The sequence below is a fragment of the Pseudomonas sp. LF020 genome (genome assembly GCF_053456425.1).
Map to the genome: position 1 here is coordinate 86237 of NZ_JBRFIX010000011.1, position 18322 is coordinate 104558.

The 18322-nt window shown below is 61.8% G+C and carries 18 protein-coding genes; 10 read left to right on the forward strand and 8 right to left on the reverse strand.

Annotation, left to right across the window (positions count from 1 at the left end):
• The first annotated feature begins 164 nt into the window (after positions 1 to 164).
• A complete protein-coding gene (locus ACU680_RS23350; protein WP_448180615.1) occupies positions 165 to 566 on the forward strand; it encodes a GFA family protein in 402 nt (133 codons plus the stop codon).
• Here the strand turns inward: ACU680_RS23350 and ACU680_RS23355 are convergent, their stop codons facing one another.
• Positions 567 to 893, reverse strand: a complete 327-nt coding sequence (locus tag ACU680_RS23355; protein WP_448180616.1) for a DOPA 4,5-dioxygenase family protein — start codon at positions 891 to 893, stop codon at positions 567 to 569.
• Positions 894 to 976: 83 nt separating this feature from the next.
• Here ACU680_RS23355 and ACU680_RS23360 point away from each other — a divergent pair, with 83 nt between their 5' ends.
• Positions 977 to 1642, forward strand: coding sequence for an NAD(P)-dependent oxidoreductase (locus tag ACU680_RS23360; protein WP_448180617.1), 666 nt, complete (start codon positions 977 to 979; stop codon positions 1640 to 1642).
• A 47-nt stretch (positions 1643 to 1689) separates the two neighbouring features.
• Here ACU680_RS23360 and ACU680_RS23365 read toward each other — a convergent pair whose 3' ends face one another.
• Positions 1690 to 2640 carry a choline sulfate utilization transcriptional regulator gene (locus tag ACU680_RS23365; protein WP_448180618.1) on the reverse strand — a complete coding sequence of 317 codons (951 nt, stop codon included), beginning with the start codon at positions 2638 to 2640 and terminating at the stop codon, positions 1690 to 1692.
• Positions 2641 to 2754: 114 nt separating this feature from the next.
• Here ACU680_RS23365 and betC point away from each other — a divergent pair, with 114 nt between their 5' ends.
• From betC to ACU680_RS23380, 3 genes are all read left to right on the forward strand, one after another.
• On the forward strand, positions 2755 to 4269 hold the full coding sequence (gene betC / locus ACU680_RS23370) for a choline-sulfatase (RefSeq protein WP_448180619.1): 1515 nt from the start codon (positions 2755 to 2757) through the stop codon (positions 4267 to 4269).
• A 15-nt stretch (positions 4270 to 4284) separates the two neighbouring features.
• The gene (choX, locus tag ACU680_RS23375; protein ID WP_448180620.1) at positions 4285 to 5205 is read left to right on the forward strand and encodes a choline ABC transporter substrate-binding protein; all 921 of its coding nucleotides are present in this window, start codon (positions 4285 to 4287) and stop codon (positions 5203 to 5205) included.
• Between the two features lie 254 nt (positions 5206 to 5459).
• Complete coding sequence (locus tag ACU680_RS23380) at positions 5460 to 7028, forward strand: SulP family inorganic anion transporter (RefSeq protein ID WP_448180621.1); 1569 nt, start codon at positions 5460 to 5462, stop codon at positions 7026 to 7028.
• 125 nt (positions 7029 to 7153) lie between these two features.
• On the opposite strand, the gene aroE is transcribed toward ACU680_RS23380, so the two are convergent.
• Positions 7154 to 7975 carry a shikimate dehydrogenase gene (gene aroE, locus ACU680_RS23385; protein WP_448180622.1) on the reverse strand — a complete coding sequence of 274 codons (822 nt, stop codon included), beginning with the start codon at positions 7973 to 7975 and terminating at the stop codon, positions 7154 to 7156.
• Between the two features lie 9 nt (positions 7976 to 7984).
• The gene (gene hemF, locus ACU680_RS23390) at positions 7985 to 8899 is read right to left on the reverse strand and encodes an oxygen-dependent coproporphyrinogen oxidase (protein WP_367082233.1); all 915 of its coding nucleotides are present in this window, start codon (positions 8897 to 8899) and stop codon (positions 7985 to 7987) included.
• Between the two features lie 163 nt (positions 8900 to 9062).
• Here hemF and ACU680_RS23395 point away from each other — a divergent pair, with 163 nt between their 5' ends.
• Positions 9063 to 10040: a quinone oxidoreductase family protein gene (locus ACU680_RS23395; protein ID WP_367082232.1), complete on the forward strand. Its 978-nt coding sequence runs from the start codon at positions 9063 to 9065 to the stop codon at positions 10038 to 10040.
• Between the two features lie 65 nt (positions 10041 to 10105).
• Here ACU680_RS23395 and ACU680_RS23400 read toward each other — a convergent pair whose 3' ends face one another.
• From ACU680_RS23400 to ACU680_RS23415, 4 genes are all read right to left on the reverse strand, one after another.
• A complete protein-coding gene (locus ACU680_RS23400) occupies positions 10106 to 10777 on the reverse strand; it encodes a GNAT family N-acetyltransferase (RefSeq protein WP_448180623.1) in 672 nt (223 codons plus the stop codon).
• Positions 10778 to 11015: 238 nt separating this feature from the next.
• Positions 11016 to 11573 (reverse strand): L-threonylcarbamoyladenylate synthase type 1 TsaC, encoded by a 558-nt coding sequence (gene tsaC / locus ACU680_RS23405; protein WP_007962683.1) that lies wholly within the window; start codon positions 11571 to 11573, stop codon positions 11016 to 11018.
• Positions 11574 to 11628: 55 nt separating this feature from the next.
• Positions 11629 to 12726: a DNA-processing protein DprA gene (gene dprA, locus ACU680_RS23410; protein ID WP_400762630.1), complete on the reverse strand. Its 1098-nt coding sequence runs from the start codon at positions 12724 to 12726 to the stop codon at positions 11629 to 11631.
• 82 nt (positions 12727 to 12808) lie between these two features.
• Positions 12809 to 13834 (reverse strand): LysM peptidoglycan-binding domain-containing protein, encoded by a 1026-nt coding sequence (locus ACU680_RS23415; RefSeq protein WP_448180624.1) that lies wholly within the window; start codon positions 13832 to 13834, stop codon positions 12809 to 12811.
• Positions 13835 to 13993: 159 nt separating this feature from the next.
• On the opposite strand from ACU680_RS23415, the gene def reads away from it, so the two are divergent.
• The 4 genes from def to trkA are packed head-to-tail and all read left to right on the forward strand — an operon-like array spanning position 13994 to position 18223.
• Positions 13994 to 14500, forward strand: a complete 507-nt coding sequence (def, locus tag ACU680_RS23420) for a peptide deformylase (protein WP_027610272.1) — start codon at positions 13994 to 13996, stop codon at positions 14498 to 14500.
• A gap of 57 nt (positions 14501 to 14557) precedes the next feature.
• The gene (fmt, locus tag ACU680_RS23425; RefSeq protein WP_448180625.1) at positions 14558 to 15517 is read left to right on the forward strand and encodes a methionyl-tRNA formyltransferase; all 960 of its coding nucleotides are present in this window, start codon (positions 14558 to 14560) and stop codon (positions 15515 to 15517) included.
• Positions 15514 to 16824 (forward strand): 16S rRNA (cytosine(967)-C(5))-methyltransferase RsmB, encoded by a 1311-nt coding sequence (gene rsmB, locus ACU680_RS23430; RefSeq protein ID WP_367082224.1) that lies wholly within the window; start codon positions 15514 to 15516, stop codon positions 16822 to 16824. The genes fmt and rsmB overlap by 4 nt, the downstream gene beginning before the upstream one ends.
• A 22-nt stretch (positions 16825 to 16846) precedes the next feature.
• Complete coding sequence (trkA, locus tag ACU680_RS23435) at positions 16847 to 18223, forward strand: Trk system potassium transporter TrkA (protein ID WP_367082223.1); 1377 nt, start codon at positions 16847 to 16849, stop codon at positions 18221 to 18223.
• The last annotated feature ends 99 nt before the right edge of the window (positions 18224 to 18322 follow it).

Below are 18322 nucleotides of genomic sequence, written 5' to 3' on the forward strand. Positions count from 1 at the left end.
GAGCGATCACACGCATCGGCCAACCGGTCTGTTGCCGGTAGTGGCGGCGATCCTAATCGGGCAACCTTTCAGCTACCTTTCGCTGACGAAAGCTTCAGGCGAATGGCCAACCGGCTGTCGGATGCGACTAGAGTCAATCATTTCGGGGACGGGAGGGCAGGGAAATGGAAGAAGTGCACAGCGGTGGCTGCCACTGCGGACACATCCGCTATCAGTTCAGCGGGCGATTGCAGGACATCGCCCACTGCCACTGCTCGATCTGCCGCAAGGTCAGCGGTGGGATTGTCACCACGTGGATCACGGTTCCGGCGGCCAGCTTTCAGTGGCTGGCCGGAAAACCGTCGCGCTATGACTCGTCGAGCAGTTGCGCGCGGTATTTCTGTCCGCGTTGTGGCGCGCAGTTGGCGCTGGTGACATTGCTCAGCCCCGAAAGCATCGATGTGACCATTGCCACGCTGGATCACCCGGAGCGGGCGCCGGCCGAGCGGCATATCTGGACCGACAGCCAATTGCCCTGGCTGCATCTGGACGAGCATCTGCCGGGCGAACCGCAAGAAACGCTCTGATCAAAAAACAGACAGATCCAGCGGCCGCATCGCGCCCATCCAGATGGCGTGCTCGGTGTGATCGAGCAAGTCATCGCCGGTATCCGGGTGCAGGAACACCACCAGCCCCTTGCGATTGAGCGCCAGCCACGGCAGCACTTCACCGATCAGTTCAGGGCCGAAAGCCAACTGGCAGCTCCAGTCCGGATGCGGGCCGACCGGGCGCTCATGGACGCGCCCCATCTTCAGGGGAAACAACTGCGCCGCCTGCTCACACAAGGCGCGCGCCTGATCAATGGTGTCGGCGTCGAAATAGACGTGGGCGTGATAGCCATTGATTGCTTGCATCGGAAAGCCTCTGAATCGGTTCGAACCCTCGGCGCAGACTGCATGTCACACGCCATACAAGGGACAACAAAAAGGAATCAGCCATGAAAAATGCCGAAACCCCAATGGTCAAAGTGGTGCTCTATGGTGCCATGGCCAGCCTCGGCGGTGCATTGATGGCTGAATTGCTGCGCCGTCAGCACGAAGTCATCGCGATTCTCGACGATCTGAATGTACTCGCGCCGCGTCCGGGACTGCGCACCAAAAGCGGCGATCTGTTCGATGCTGAGCGGGTCAAGCAAAGCGTAGCGGGCAGCTCGGCGGTGATCTGTCTGCTCGATGCGCCGGGTTTGCCGTTCAGCAGCGACCATGTGGAAAGGTCCGTGGTGCTCGGCCCGGTGGAACAGGTTTTGGCGGTCGATGCGTTAGTCGACGGCTTGCAGGCAGCCAACGTTTCACGGCTGTTTCTGGTGGGCAATTTTGCCGTGCTCGACGAGCCGGAACTGGACGACGCACTGCAACGCCACGCCGCCGAAGAAATCCGCGAAGCTCTGCAAAGCAGCCCGCTGCAGTGGACGCTGGTCAATGCGCCGCATGGGGTGGCGGGGCTGACCATCGAGCATTTCAGTCAGGTCGGCGGCAATCTGGAGCCGGGGCTGGCGGAGCCGCTGGAACGGCTGAACCGGGTGGCGGTGGGGATTGCCGATGAGCTGCGGTTGAATCTGCATGTGGGGCAGCATGTGAATTTTGTGGCGACGTCGGGTACGTAAAAAGATCGCAGCCTGCGGCAGCTCCTACAGGGAGTTGCTTTTGATGTTCAAACCGCAATCGATGGCAATGCCACTCCGGCGAGGGACTCTGCGCTGCTGGCCTGTTCGGCCATCAACCAGTCGACAAACTGCTGAATCAACGCGCCCCGACGTTTGCGTTGCGGCAGCACCACGTAATAACCAAGGCGCGACAACGTGGTCTCGGCGACAGGCCGACAGAGCAAGCCTTGGGTCAGCAAGTTATCCACAAGGTGCCGCCAGCCGATGGCTACACCCTGACCGCCAATCGCCGCTTGGATGAGCAGCGTGTAATTGTCGAAACGCAATTGCCCCGGCGCCGGCGGGGTCGTAATGCCCAGTTCGCGAAACAGACCGCTCCAGTCAAACCAGTTGCTGCTGTTCTCCCCGCGCAAGTGCAGCAATGGAAACTCCAGCAACGCCTGAGCAGGCAAGGGCACGGTGCGGCCCTTGAGCAGTTGCGGGCTGCACACTGGAAAAACTTCTTCGCTGAACAGCCAATGACTCTCGCCCTGTTTGAATCGGCCGTCACCAAACAGCACCGCCACGTCGATGTCGGTGCGCAGCATGTTGTGGTTGCGCTCGCTGGTGACCAGGCTGACATCGACGTTCGGATTGGCTTCGTGGAAGCGGTGCAGGCGTGGCATCAGCCAGTAAGCGGCAAAGGCGAAATCGGTGGCGACCTGCAATACCTCATGTTGCTGCTGTGTACTGATCGCGCTCAATCCTGCGTCGATATTCTGCAATCCGAGCTGAACCTGCTCGAACAGGATCGCGCCGCCCTCGGTCAGTTCGATGCCCCGATAGATCCGGTCAAACAACCGCGCGCCCAGCTGTTCTTCCAGTCGCTTGATCTGCTGGCTGATCGCCGGCTGCGTAGTGCCCAGCTCCACCGCGGCGGCGGTAAAACTGCGATGGCGTGCAGCCGCTTCGAAGGCGCGTAACAGGTCGAGAGATAAGTTGCCGAGGGCGTCATACATAAGCTGTGCTTATCCTAGTCATTGTCCGGCGCGGGCTTTACCGGAAAGGGCATGGACTCCATGCTCGATCGCAGCAATGTCGCATAAATTTTCACTATGGAATGCCGCGATCACATGAAGCGCAAGAACATTCTTTTCATCATGGCCGATCAAATGGCCGCGCCAATGTTGCCAATTTACGGCCCGTCGCCAATCAAACTGCCGAATCTTTCGCGCCTCGCCGCCCAAGGCGTGGTGTTCGATGCCGCTTACTGCAACAGCCCGCTGTGCGCGCCGTCGCGTTTCACTCTGGTCAGCGGCCAGTTACCGAGCAAGATCGGCGCCTACGACAACGCCGCCGATTTTCCTGCCGATATTCCGACCTACGCCCACTACCTGCGTCGCCTCGGTTACCGCACCGCGCTGTCGGGCAAGATGCATTTCTGCGGCCCGGATCAATTGCACGGTTATGAAGAACGCCTGACCAGCGACATCTACCCAGCCGACTACGGCTGGGCGGTGAACTGGGACGAGCCGGACGTACGCCCGAGCTGGTATCACAACATGTCGTCGGTGCTGCAGGCGGGTCCGTGCGTGCGCACCAATCAGCTCGACTTCGACGAAGAGGTGGTGTTCAAGGCTCAGCAATACCTGTTCGACCACATTCGCGAGGACGGCGACCAACCGTTCTGCCTGACCGTGTCGATGACCCACCCACACGATCCGTACACCATCCCCAAGGCGTTCTGGGATTTGTACGACGACGGTAACATCCCGCTGCCGACCACCCCGGAGCAACATTCCCTCGATCCACACTCGCAGCGCCTGCTCAAGGTCTACGATCTGTGGGACAAGCCGCTGCCTGTGGATAAGATCCGCGATGCACGGCGTGCCTACTTCGGCGCGTGCAGCTATATCGACGCCAACGTCGGCAAACTCCTGCAAACCCTCGAAGATACCGGGTTGATCGACGACACCATCATTGTCTTCTCCGGCGACCACGGCGACATGCTCGGCGAGAAAGGCCTCTGGTACAAAATGCACTGGTTCGAGATGGCTGCGCGGGTGCCGCTGTTGATCAGTGCGCCGGGGCAGTTCGCTGCCGGCCGTGTCAGCGCTGCGGTGTCCACTGCGGACCTGTTGCCGACCTTCGTCGAGCTGGCTGGCGGTGCACTGGAACCGGGCTTGCCGCTGGATGGCCGCTCGCTGCTGGCACATCTGCAAGGGCAGGGCGGGCATGATGAAGTGTTCGGCGAATACATGGCCGAAGGCACGGTCAGCCCGCTGATGATGATCCGGCGCGGCGCGTACAAATTTATCTACAGTGAAAGCGACCCGTGCCTACTCTTCGATGTGCGCAACGATCCGCGTGAGCTCGAAGAACTCAGCCAGTCGCCGCAACATCGCCAGCTGTTCGACGATTTTCTCGCCGAAGCGCGGGCCAAGTGGGACATTCCGGCGATCCACCGCGAGGTGCTCGCCAGCCAGCGCCGTCGCCGATTTGTTGCCGATGCCCTGACCATCGGCAAGCTGAAGAGCTGGGATCACCAGCCGCTGGTGGACGCCAGTCAGCAGTACATGCGCAACCACATCGACCTCGACGATCTGGAACGCAAGGCCCGTTATCCACAACCCTGCCAAAACCAATAATGTAAGGGGAAGTCCATGCGCAAGTTATCCACAGCACTGACGATTGGCCTGCTGGCCCTGGGCAGCGCTTCGGCATTTGCCGAGCAAAGCTGCGAAACGGTGAAGATGGCTGATCCTGGCTGGAGCGACATTGCCGCGACCAACGCCATCACCGGGTTTCTGCTGGACGGCATGGGCTACAAGGCCAAGGTCGACACCCTCGCGGTGCCGATCACCTTCGGCGGTTTGAAGGACGGTCAGGTGGATGTGTTCCTTGGTAACTGGATGCCGGCGCAGCAGGGTTTTTACGACAAGTTCGTCGCCACCGGTGACGTCACGCAACTGGCGAAGAACCTCGACGGCACCGAATTCACCCTGGCCGTGCCGGATTACGTGTGGGACGCGGGCGTGCATGACTTTGCCGACCTGAACAAATACGCCGACAAATTCGAGAACAAGATTTACGGCATCGGTTCCGGTGCACCCGCGAACATTTCGCTGCAGGAAATCATCAAGAAGAACGACTTCGACCTCGGCCAGTGGAAGCTGATCGAATCCAGCGAACAAGCGATGCTCGCCGAAGTGTCGCGGGCGGTGAAAAAGCAGAAATTCGTCACCTTCCTCGGCTGGACCCCGCACCCGATGAACGTGCAGCTGAAGATGCATTACCTCAAAGGCGGCGAGAAATACTTCGGCGACACCGGCAGCGTCTACACCCTGACCCGTAAAGGCTACGCCGAGGCCTGCCCGAATGTGGGCAAGTTGCTGACCAACCTGGCGTTCACCCAGGACATGGAAAACAGCATCATGGCCGAGGTGGTGAACAAGAAGGTCAGCAATGCCGATGCGGTGAAGGCATGGATCAAAGCCAATCCGGCGGTGCTGGATAAATGGCTGGAGGGGGTGAAGACCGTGGATGGCAAGGATGGTTTGGCGGCTGTAAAGGCAAAGCTTTGACAGTGGGGTGGCTTTGAATTTTGCTCGGCTTGAGATTTTTGCCCCCTCACCCCAGCCCTCTCCCCCAGAGGGGGTGAGGGGGAAGGGAGCCGATCTTTATGTTGTTCAGAACCTGAGTTCGACTGGATATCTCAGGTCGGCGTACTTCCCTCTTTCACCTCGATCAGTCCCCTCTCCCTCCGGGAGAGGGTTAGGGTGAGGGCCTTTACCCTGGCACCCTGATAACCTTGAACAAAACCCGCCCGCGAGGACCCATGGCCCTGCCCAGTCGCCACTCACTTTTCCCCTTCCTGACCTGGCTACCGCGGCAAACCCGCGCCAGCGTCGGCCGGGATCTGGTCGTTGGCCTCAGCGGCGCCATTCTCGCGCTACCGCAGTCGATCGCTTACGCGCTGATCGCCGGCCTGCCGCCGGAATACGGCCTCTATGCGGCGATCATCCCGGTGCTGATCGCCTGCCTGTGGGGGTCGTCGTGGCATCTGATCTGCGGCCCGACTGCAGCAATTTCGATTGTGCTGTATGCCAGCATCAGTCCCTTGGCCGTGCCGGCGTCACAGGACTACATCACGCTGATCCTGCTGCTCACCTTCCTCGCGGGGATTTTCCAGTGGCTGCTCGGCCTGCTGCGCTTCGGCGCTTTGGTGAATTTCGTCTCGCATTCGGTGGTGCTCGGTTTCACCCTCGGCGCGGCGGTGGTGATCGCCATTGGGCAATTGCCGAACCTGCTGGGGCTGGAGTTGCCGGCCAAAGCCACGGCGCTGGCGAGTCTGATGGACCTGCTGCAACACCTCAGGGCTGTGGATAAACCGTCGTTAGTTCTGGGCGTAGCCACGGTGGTGGTCGGCGTGGTGCTGAAACAACTGCTGCCGCGCTGGCCAACGCTGTTGATCACGTTGGTGCTGGCCAGCCTGTTGGCGTGGCTGTGGCCGGCGATGTTCGGCCATGTGCACCTGGTCAGTGCGTTTGTCGGTCGCCTGCCGCCGTTCAGTGGCTTGCCGCTGGATCTGGACTTGATCCTGCGTCTGCTGCCCAGTGCCGTGGCGGTAGGCATGCTCGGGCTGGTCACCAGCCTGTCGATCGCGCGCTCGATTTCGGCGCGCTCGCAGCAGTTGCTCGATGCCAATCAGGAAGTCCGCGCGCAGGGTTTATCCAATATCGTCGGGGCGTTCTTTTCCGGGTCGCTATCCGCCGGCTCGTTCACCCGTTCCGGCCTGAGTTACGAGGCGGGCGCCTGTTCGCCGCTGGCCGGGGTGTTTTCGGCGATCTGGGTCGCGCTGTTCGCGATTTTCGGCGCCGGGCTGATTTCACACATTCCGATTCCGGCGATGGCCGGGAGCATTCTGCTGATCGCCTGGGGCCTGGTGGATCATCGCGGGATACGCTCGTTGCTGCGAGTCAGCCGCGCCGAGTTCGTGGTCATGGCGCTGACCTGCCTCGCCACGTTACTGCTGGAATTGCAGACGGCAATCTACGCCGGGGTGCTGGCGTCGCTGTTCTTCTACCTCAAGCGCACCTCGCAACCGCGAGTGCAGCATTGGCGCGACGGCGAGGAGGACGTGCTGCGGGTCGGCGGCTCGATCTTCTTCGGCGCCAGCCATTACCTGCAAGTGCGCCTGCAACGGCTGCACGGCGCGCGCGTGGTGATCGAGGCGCAGCAGATCAATTTCATCGACTACTCGGGAGTGGAGATGCTGCATCAGGAGGCGCGGCGCCTGCTGCGTCAGGATCGCAGCCTGACCCTGCGCCGGGCGCGACCGCAGGTGGTGGAGGAATTGAGGAAGCTGGAAGGGGCGGAGAAATGCCCGATCCGGTTTGAGGACTGACCTGCTGGCCATTCTAGACTTCTGTGGCGAGGGAGCTTGCTCCCGCTGGCTGCGCAGCAGCCCAAACCCAACTGCGGGCGCTTCGCACCCGAGCGGGAGCAAGCTCCCTCGCCACAAAGGCTCTTTTATTGCGCCAGTTGGCGGCGCAGTTCGGCCAGCACCGGCGCCGTATCCGGACGCACCCCGCGCCACAGGAAAAACGCCTCGGCCGCCTGCTCGGCCAGCATCCCCAGACCATCCATCGACACTGCCGCGCCATGCTCATTGGCCCAACGGCAGAACGCGGTCGGTTCCTTGCCGTACATCATGTCGTAGCACAGGGTCTGGCCCGGCTCGATCAGGCTCGGCGCAATCGGCGGCACGTCGCCGGTGAGGCTGGCGGAGGTGGCGTTGATGATCACGTCCACCGGCTCCTGCAACCAGTCGAAACCGCTGGCCGACACCGGCCCCAGATCACAGAACAGCTCGGCCAGCAGCTCGGCCTTGTCCACCGTGCGGTTGGCGATGATCACCGACGCCGGTTTTTCCGCGAGCAACGGCTCCAGTGCGCCACGCACCGCGCCGCCGGCGCCGAGCAACAAAATGCGTTTGCCAGTCAGGCTGAACCCGGCATTCACCGTCAGGTCACGCACCAGCCCGGCGCCGTCGGTGTTGTCGCCGAGCAATGAGCCGTCGGCCAGTTTGCTCAAGGTGTTCACCGCACCGGCCCGCTGTGCCCGGGCGGTCAGGCTGTTCGCCAGGCGATAGGCCTCTTCCTTGAACGGCACCGTGACGTTGGCGCCGCAACCGTCCTGGAAAAACGCCGTGGCGTAGCCAGTAAAATCGTCAAGCGGCGCCAGCAGGGTGCTGTAGTCGAGGCGCTGACCGGTCTGCTCGGCGAACAGTTTGTGAATCATCGGCGACTTGCTGTGGCCGATCGGGTTACCGAAAACGACGTAACGATCCATCAGCAGTCCTCAGGCCTGGGCCAGCCAGTCGCGGTCTTGCAGGAAGTAGTCGGTCAGGCGCGCTTCTTCGCTGCCGGGCTCGGCCTTGAAGTCATAGGCCCAGCGCACTTGCGGCGGCAACGACATGAGGATCGACTCGGTACGCCCGCCCGATTGCAGGCCGAACAGGGTGCCACGGTCGTAGACCAGGTTGAACTCGACGTAGCGGCCACGGCGGAACTCCTGAAATTCACGCTGTTTGGCGGTGAACGCCTCGTGCTTGCGGCGTTGCACGATCGGCAGGTAAGCGTCGATGTAGGCGTCGCCGATGGCACGCATGAAGGCGAAACTGGTGTCGAAGTCCCACTCGTTCAGGTCATCGAAAAACAGCCCGCCAATACCGCGCGGTTCGTGGCGATGCTTGATGTGGAAATAGGTGTCGCACCAGGCCTTGTAACGCGGGTAGACGTCCGCACCGAACGGCGCGCAGGCCTGCTCGGCGACGCGGTGCCAGTGGATGCAGTCTTCTTCGTTGCCGTAATACGGGGTCAGGTCGAAGCCACCGCCGAACCACCAGACCGGCTCTTCACCTTCCTTTTCGGCGATGAAAAAGCGCACGTTGGCGTGGGACGTCGGCACATGCGGGTTGTGCGGATGAATCACCAGCGACACGCCGAGGGCTTCAAAGCCACGACCGGCCAGTTCCGGACGGTGGGCACTGGCCGACGGCGGCAGACCACTGCCGAATACGTGGGAAAAGTTGACGCCGCCCTTTTCGATCACCGTACCGTTCTCGATTACGCGGGTACGACCGCCACCACCGGCAGGCCGGCTCCAGGCGTCTTCGACGAAGCGCGTGCCGCCATCCTCGGTTTCCAGCGCGGCGCAGATGCGGTCTTGCAAGTCGAGCAGATAGGCCTTTACGGCATCGGTGCGGGTCGTCATGGCTTCACCTTGAATCGGGCATAACTACGCGGGCGCCCCGCAGGCAGGGGGCGGCGCAAATGGGCGCGTAGCATAACACCGCAAACCTGCGCGCCGCAGTTGACGAAGATCAAGCAGGGGAGTTGGATAGGGGGCTTACAAACGACCCAAGGAGAGCAGGCAGATGGCAAAGCGTATCCAGTTCCGCGCCCACGGCGGTCCCGAAGTACTCGAGTTTGTTGACTACGAACCCGCCGCGCCCGGCCCGAATCAGGTGCGGGTGGCGAACAAGGCGATCGGCCTGAACTTCATCGACACCTATTTCCGCAGCGGTCTGTATGCCCCGCCAGCCTTGCCGTCCGGCCTCGGCGCGGAAGGCGCCGGTATCGTCGATGCGGTGGGCAGCGACGTTACCCGGTTCAAGGTTGGTGATCGCGTGGCATATGGCAGCGGCCCGCTGGGTGCCTACAGCCAGTTGCACGTGCTGCCCGAAGCCAATCTGGTAAAACTGCCGGACGAGATCAGTTTCGAGACCGCAGCCGGGGTCATGCTCAAGGGCCTCACTGTGCAGTACCTGCTGCGCCAGACTTATGAACTCAAGGGTGGCGAAACCATTCTGTTCCACGCCGCTGCAGGGGGTGTCGGTTCGCTGGCCTGCCAATGGGCCAAGGCGCTGGACGTCAAGCTGATCGGCACGGTCAGTTCGAAGGAGAAAGCCGAACTGGCCAAGGCCAACGGCGCCTGGGCAACCATCGATTACAGCCACGAAAACGTGGCAGAGCGGGTGCTGGAGCTGACCGACGGCAAGAAAGTCCCGGTGGTGTATGACGGCGTCGGCAAGGACACCTGGCTGACCTCGCTCGATAGCGTTTCGCCGCGTGGGCTGGTGGTGAGTTTCGGCAACGCCTCCGGTGCGGTGGACGGGGTGAATCTGGGAATCCTCTCAGCCAAGGGCTCGCTGTACGTGACTCGACCAACCCTGGCGACCTACGCCAACAACGCCGAGAACCTGCAGCGCATGGCTGACGAGCTGTTCGAGATGATCATCAGCGGCAAGCTCAAGGTAGACATCAGCCAGCGCTATCCACTGGCTGATGCGGCGAAGGCGCAGACCGAATTGTCAGCCCGGCGTACCACCGGCTCGACCATTCTTTTGCCCTGACAAACCTTCGACGTCTTGCCAGTCAGGGTTGCAAACCCACGGCTGGCAAGGCAGTTCGAACGCGTTCAGCACCTCGGCAGATGACACTCCAACGGTTTTTGCACCACGTGGCCAACCGCCGGATCAGGCTGCTGGACCGCCGCGAGGATTTGTCGCCACTCGGCTGACAACACCCAGTAATCGCCACGTGCGCGCTGGTCGATATGCAGCGCATTGGAGGCGATCGGCATCAGGCCGAAACGCTGGTAGAAGCGCAGCTGTTGCGATCTGCACAACGCGGTTACCCCGTTATAACCGCGTTTAATGGCCCACTCGGTAGCGGCCGCCAGCAGACCGTTGACCGCGATGGGCAACTGATTGGGCGTGTACGACATCAATCGACTGAATTCGACATGGCGCGACAGCGCTACTGTGGGAGAAACGTGTTGCTGCGCCAGCGATACCCACTCGAACGGTGCCGGAGTCGCTCTCAATACCGCCAACAGTTGATCGTGCCGATACAGCAGGAAATGGGTACTGCGCGACTTTATCGCCAGTCTGGTTTCGAGCATCCGCGCCCGTGAAGTCAGCATGTAATGCTGCAACCGAAGCCGAAATTGCCGATCGATAAACCGGTCGAACTCCTGAGTATCCGCCCCTGCCTCAAGCATCACGATGCGACAACCCTCATGGTGACTCTTCAACGTCACCTGAAGCGCCTGCAGGTAATCCGTGAGTTGCAAATTGGTAGTGTCCATTCTTTCTCCGCAGACCTTAACTTATCGAAGTGTTTCGAGTGCAGGGAAAGGATGGTTGCTTTTGCCGATTCCGCCACGCCAGAAAGTCTGATAATCAAGTGGGAAAAGCCAATAAATCCGGGGACTTGGCGACTTTTCCGACAAAGAGACTGGCGTCATTGCAGGATAAATCGCTGGCGCGCGTAGTCCTCCTCACCATCAAGGCGAGGAAGACTCGGTAAAGGTTTTCGACGCAGGATCAGTCGGGACGAATGACCTTGCCGGTTGCCAGATCGCGGATCACGCTGGGGTTCTTGCGCCCGCCCAGTTGCCCGCCAAGGATCAGGTCGATCTGCCCACGGAAATACTGCTCGACACGCAACCGCGTGCGCGCCGCCGGCCGCCCCTGCGGGTTGGCCGAGGTCGAGATCAGCGGCCCGACCATCGAGCACAGATCCCGCACCTGCGGGTGATCGCTGACCCGCAGCGCCACCGTGTCATGTACGCCCGTCACCCATTCCGGCAACAGGTTCTGATGCGGCACCAGCCAGGTATTCGGCCCCGGCCACGTGCTGGCCATGCGGTCGATCCACTCTTGCGGGAAGTCTTCGAACAGGAAATCGAACTGGCGGATGTTGTCGGCGACCAGGATCAGGCCCTTGTCTACCGAACGGTTCTTGATCGCCAGCAGCCGATCCACTGCCTCTTCGTTCCACGGGTCGCAACCCAGCCCCCAGACGGCTTCGGTTGGATAGGCAATCACCGCCCCGGCGCGAATCTCTCGTGCGGCTTGTTGCACACGCCAACTGTTGACCATGAAAAAACTCTCCGCAAACAGGTTTTGCGCAGTTTACCGATCTTCCCTGTAAAACCTAGCGTGTCCTCGCCAGCCAGCGACCGTTTTCGCACACTGCGCGGCCGTCCATTTCCAGTTCGGTGAGCGCGACCAGCACTTTGGGCAACGCCCAGCCGCTGCTCTCGACCAAGGCTTCGCTGGTGTGCGGTGCGGCGTGCAGCAGATCAAGCAAGGGATGCGCGGCATCCGGCGGGTCTGTGGCTAACGGTAAATGCTGCCAGCCGCGCAGGGCTTCGAGAATGTGTTCGATGGTTTCCACCAGCACCGCACCGTCGCGGATCAACTGATGGCAGCCACGTGCGCCGGGGTGATGGATCGAACCGGGAATCGCATACACCTCGCGACCCTGTTCCGCCGCCAGCCGGGCGGTGATCAGTGAACCGCTGGCGACACTCGCCTCGACCACCAGCACGCCAAGGGACAAACCGCTGATGATCCGGTTGCGTCGCGGGAAGTTGCTGGCCGTCGGCCCGGCGTCCAGTGGAAACTCCGAAAGCACCGCACTGCCGGAGGCGATCATGGCATCGGCCAAGCGCCGATTGCGCTGTGGATAAAAATTTTCCAGGCCAGTGCCGAGTACGCCAACGGTTTGCCCGCCGACGTCCAGCGCTGCTTGATGGGCCGCCGCATCGATGCCTAGCGCCAAGCCACTGGTGATGACAAAACCGGCCCCGGCGAGGCTGCGGGAAAACGCTGCGGCGGTGTCCATTCCCGGACGCGAAGCACGGCGACTGCCGACCATCGCCAACTGTGGTTTTTCCAGAATCATCGGGTCGCCGGCCACGAACAACAGCGGTGGCGGGTCGGGAATCTGCGCCAGCAGCGCGGGGTAATCCGCTTGATCCCACATCAGCAAATGCTGCTGCGGGTGCTCTAGCCAGCGCATCGCATGGCTGGCGCCATCGCGCACTTCGGGGCTGCGCCGCGCCTCGGCCGATGCCGCCGGCAATCCCAGCGCACGCCAGGCACTGGCCGGGGCACTGATGGCTTTTGACGCCGAGCCGAAGGCTTCGAGCAATTTGGCAAAACGTTTCGGGCCGATTTCCGGCAAGCGGTGCAGGCGCAACCGCGCTTCCAGTTCCGCAGGGGAAACCGGCGTACAGGCAGACAGCATTGTGGATCATCCTTGATCGTTACAAGTCCCGAACCATTCGGAACAAGCTGTGGATAACTCTGTTGGTAACTTGTTAAGCCTGCTAAGGATTTCGCACCTTGTCGAGCACCGCCAGCGAGCGCGATGCGTTGAGGACGAGGCCGTAACTGAGTTTGTCGTAGGTGCGGAACACCATCAGCAACCCGGCCCGTTCGTCAGGAATTTTCAGCGGCTGCCCGGTGATCCGGTCGCGCACGGTTTCCCCGGTCTTCATCACCACCAGCACGTTGCCTTCAGCGAGGCCGTCGCGCTTGCCTTTGTTCAGGGTGACCACGTCCATTACGCCGATCTGCGTGACGCCGCGCGGCACGTCGATGATCAGGCCGTTGATGGTGCTGGCCGGGGCGCTGGGCATGAAGGTCGAGTTGATCGAACGCTCTTCGCCGCTGAACAAACGATCGCCGAGGCGTACTTCCTGGGTGGTGCGTTGCAGGGCGAGGGTGGCGACGTCGCCTTCGGTGGCGACGATTTCACCGCCGCCGATGTCGTCGGCGTTGATCCCCAGGAATTCCTTGGTCTGCGGGTCGGTGTAGACCTTGCCCTGGCGGAAGATGCCGTACACCGGTTGATTCGGGTCGAAGTGGCCGCGAGCGAAGATCCGGTCGCCGGTGCCGCTGAGCACACGCTCGGCATCGCCGGCGACGATGTACGGCGCCTTGTCGAAGTCCTCGACCTTGTCGACGATGCGATTGCTCAGCAGGAAACTGTTGATCGACTTCAGCGGAATGCTCGGAATCGCCTCGGCCACGGGGCTGGTACGGATGCGTGGCGACAGCTTGATGGTGCCCCGTGACTCGCCGCGATTGAGGGTCAGTTGCGGCTGGCCGTTGACGTAACGGAGCGTCAGCGTGTCACCGGGGTAGATCAGGTTGGGGTTTTCAATTTGCGGATTGGCCCGCCACAGCTGTGGCCATTGCCAGGGCTCGCGCAGGTATTTGCCGGAAATGTCCCAGAGTGTGTCCCCTGAAACCACCGTGTATTGCTGTGGAAAACCATCCCTGAGTTGCACTTGCCCTTGCGCAGCCGTGGCCGAAGCCAGAAGCAGCAGGGCGAGTAGTGTTTTCCTCATGCAGCGAATCCCTTTATCATGTGCGTTCGCGTGAACCGTCAGAGCCCCCGTGGCTCGCTGGTGCAAATTGCATTGGCTACGCTTCACAACGGTAGCCTGCATCTTCGGACCTGCCAGGCCATCGACCCGACTTTACTCAATACGTGCAGCAATCAGCCTATGGCCATTTTAAACATCCTCGAATTCCCGGACCCGCGTCTGCGTACTATCGCCAAGCCTGTGGCTGTAGTGGACGACGAAGTGCGTCAGTTGGTCGATGACATGTTTGAAACAATGTATGAAGCGCCGGGCATCGGCCTTGCCGCGACCCAGGTCAACGTGCACAAACGTATCGTCGTGATGGACCTTTCCGAAGACCGCACCGAACCCCGGGTGTTCATCAACCCCGAGTTCGAATCGCTGACCGACGAGATGGATCAGTATCAGGAAGGCTGCCTGTCGGTGCCGGGTTTCTACGAAAACGTCGACCGCCCGCAGAAGGTCAAGATCAAGGCGCTGGACCGCGATGGCCAGCCTTACGAACTGATCGCCGAAGGCCTGCTCGCGGTGTGCATCCAGCACGAATGCGATCACCTCAACGGCAAGTTGTTCGTCGATTACCTGTCCACGCTCAAACGCGACCGGATCAAGAAGAAACTGGAAAAGCTCCACCGCCAGAACGCTTGATGCCCCTCTTCAAAGGCTTGCTGCGGCAAGCCTTTTTCTTTTTATGAGATTCCCTTCATGACTGAGCCACTGCGCATCGTTTTTGCCGGCACCCCCGAGTTCGCCGCCGAACACCTCAAGGCCCTGCTGAACAGCCCTTACGAGATCGTTGCGGTCTACACCCAACCGGATCGTCCGGCCGGTCGCGGGCAAAAACTGATGCCGAGCCCGGTCAAACAGTTGGCCCTGGAAAATAATATCCAGGTGTTGCAGCCGCCGACCCTGCGCAACGCTGATGCTCAGGCTGAACTCGCCGCATTGAAGCCGGATTTGATGGTGGTGGTCGCCTACGGCCTGATTCTGCCGCAAGCGGTGCTGGATATTCCGCGTCTGGGCTGCATCAACAGTCACGCCTCCTTGCTGCCACGCTGGCGCGGTGCGGCGCCGATCCAGCGCGCCGTGGAACACGGTGACGCCGAAAGCGGCGTGACCGTGATGCGCATGGAAGCCGGCCTCGATACCGGGCCGATGCTGCTCAAGGTCGTGACCCCGATCAGTGCCGACGACACCGGTGGCACGCTGCACGACCGCCTCGCCGAAATGGGCCCACCCGCCGTGGTTCAGGCAATTGCCGGCCTGGCCGCTGGAACCCTCGAAGGCGAAGTGCAGAACGACGAGCTCGCCACCTACGCCCACAAACTTAACAAGGACGAAGCGCGCCTCGACTGGAGCCGTCCGGCGGTTGAGCTGGAGCGCCTGGTGCGTGCCTTCAACCCATGGCCGATTACCCACAGCACCCTCAGCGGTGAAGCGCTGAAGGTATTGGCCGCGACGCTGGCTGACGGCAAAGGCGCACCGGGTGAAATCCTCAGCGCCAGCAAGGACGGCCTGATCGTCGCCTGCGGTGAGCAGGCACTGTGCCTGACCCGCCTGCAACTGCCCGGCGGCAAGGCGCTGAACTTCAGCGACCTGTTCAACAGCCGCCGCGAGAAATTCGCCGTCGGCACCGTGCTCGGCGCCGTGGTGGACGCGCAATGAACCCGCGTCTGGCCGCCGCCAAGGCACTCGCCGCCGTGCTCAGCGGCAAGGCTTCGCTCAACAGTTCCCTGCCGACGCAACTGGACAAGGTCGAAGACCGCGATCGCGGCTTCACCCAGGATCTGGCGTTCGGCACCGCGCGCTGGCAGCCACGGCTGTCGGCATTGGCGGAAAAGCTGTTGCAGAAACCGTTCAAGGCTGCCGACGCCGATGTCGAGGCGCTGCTGCTGGTCGGTCTCTATCAACTGCTCTACACCCGCGTACCGCCGCACGCGGCCATCGGCGAAACCGTCGGTTGCGCCGATAAGCTGAAAAAGCCCTGGGCCAAAGGTTTGCTCAACGCCGTGCTGCGCAACGCCCAGCGTGAAAGCGAGACGATTTTCGCCGAGCTTGAGCGCGATCCGGTGGTGCGCACCGCCCACCCGCGCTGGCTGCAAAAATCCCTGAAAGCTTTCTGGCCGGAACAATGGGAAGCGATCTGCGCCGCGAATAACGCCCATCCGCCGATGATCCTGCGGGTCAACCGCCGTCATCACAGCCGCGACGCCTACCTCGGTTTGCTTAGCAACGCCGGCATCGCTGCCACGCCGTGTGTTTACAGCCGCGACGGCATCGTCCTCGAAGCCGCCACCGACGTGCGCAGCCTGCCGGGTTTTGCCGAAGGCTGGATCAGCGTGCAGGACGAAGCGGCGCAACTGGCCGCCGACCTGCTCGATCTGGCTCCGGGTCAGCGAGTGCTCGACGCCTGCTGCGCCCCTGGCGGCAAGACCTGCCACATCCTTGAAGCCGAACCGGCGCTGGCCGGCGTGGTGGCGGTGGATCTGGAAGCCAAGCGTCTGGTGCGGGTAAAGGAGAACCTTGCGCGGCTGGGCCTGAGCGCCGAACTGATCGCCGCCGACGGCCGCGATACCGCCGCGTGGTGGGACGGCAAGCCGTTCCAGCGCATCCTGCTCGACGCGCCATGCTCGGCAACCGGGGTGATCCGCCGCCACCCGGACATCAAGCTGACCCGTCAGGCCGACGACATCGCCGCCCTCGCGCAACTGCAAGGCGAACTGCTTGACGCCCTGTGGAAAACCCTCGAAGTCGGCGGCATCCTGCTCTACGCCACCTGCTCGACGCTGCCGACCGAGAACACCGAAGTCATCGCCGCGTTTCTCGAGCGCACGCCCGGTGCCCGCGAACTGGATCTGGCAACAACGGCCGGGATCAAACAGCCCCATGGTCGCCAATTGCTGGCCCAGCAGGGCGGGCATGACGGGTTCTACTACGCCAAGCTGATCAAGATCGCTGCCGCGCGCGGCTAAACGGATTCAATGGAGTGACTGGATGAAAATCATCATCCTCGGTGCGGGGCAGGTCGGCGGTTCGCTGGCCGAACATTTGGCGAGCGAAGCCAACGACATCACCGTGGTCGACACCGACGGCGACCGCCTGCGCGACCTCGGCGACCGTCTCGACATCCGCACCATCCAGGGCCGGGGTTCGCTGCCGTCAGTGCTGCGTCAGGCCGGCGCCGACGATGCCGACATGCTGGTGGCGGTGACCAACAGCGACGAGACCAACATGGTCGCCTGTCAGGTCGCGCACACCTTGTTCCACACCCCGACCAAGATCGCCCGGGTGCGCGAAGCGTCCTACCTCAATCGCGAAGAACAGCTGTTCCAGAACGAAGCGATTCCGGTCGACGTGCTGATCAGCCCCGAGCAGGTGGTGACCAACTACATCAAGCGTTTGATCCAGCATCCGGGCGCACTGCAAGTGATCGACTTCGCCGAAGGACAGGCGCAGCTTGTCGCGGTGCGCGCGTATTACGGCGGGCCGCTGGTGGGTCAACAGCTGCGCCAGTTGCGCGAACACATGCCGAATGTCGAAACCCGCGTGGCCGCGATTTTCCGCCGCGACCGGCCGATCCTGCCCCAGGGCGATACGGTGATCGAGGCTGACGACGAAGTCTTCTTCATCGCCGCCCGTGAGAATATTCGCGCAGTGATGAGCGAAATGCGCCGTCTCGACGAAACCTACAAACGTATCGTGATTGCCGGTGGCGGACAGATCGGTGAGCGTCTGGCCGAGGCCATCGAAAGCCGCTACCAGGTGAAGATCATCGAGATGAGCCCGGCGCGCTGCCGCTATCTCTCCGACACCCTCGACAGCACCGTGGTGCTGCAGGGCAGTGCGTCGGACCGTGATCTGCTGCTGGAGGAAAACATCGCCGACGCCGACATCTTCCTTGCGCTGACCAACGATGACGAAGCCAACATCATGTCGTCCCTGCTGGCCAAGCGCCTGGGCGCGAAGAAGGTAATGACGATCATCAACAACCCGGCTTACGTCGACCTGATCCAGGGTGGCGACATCGACATCGCCATCAGCCCGCAACTGGCGACCATCGGCACCTTGCTCGCTCACGTGCGGCGTGGCGATATCGTCAGCGTACACTCACTGCGCCGGGGTGCGGCAGAGGCCATCGAGGCGATTGCCCACGGTGATGCAAAGTCGAGCAAGGTCATCGGCCGGCCGATCGAGAAAATCGGCCTGCCACCGGGCAGCACGATTGGCGCGATCATCCGTAACGAAGAAGTGATCATCGCCCACGACGATACGGTGATCGAAACCGGCGACCACGTGATTCTGTTCCTTGTGGATAAAAAGCATATTCGCGATGTGGAGAAGCTGTTTCATGTGGGTCTCAGCTTTTTCTGATCCTGAATGAGCGGTGCCTTCATTGGCCCCATCGCTGGCAAGCCAGCTCCCACAGGTTTTTCGGTTGTTCACAAATGTGATGTGCACCCGAGATCCTTG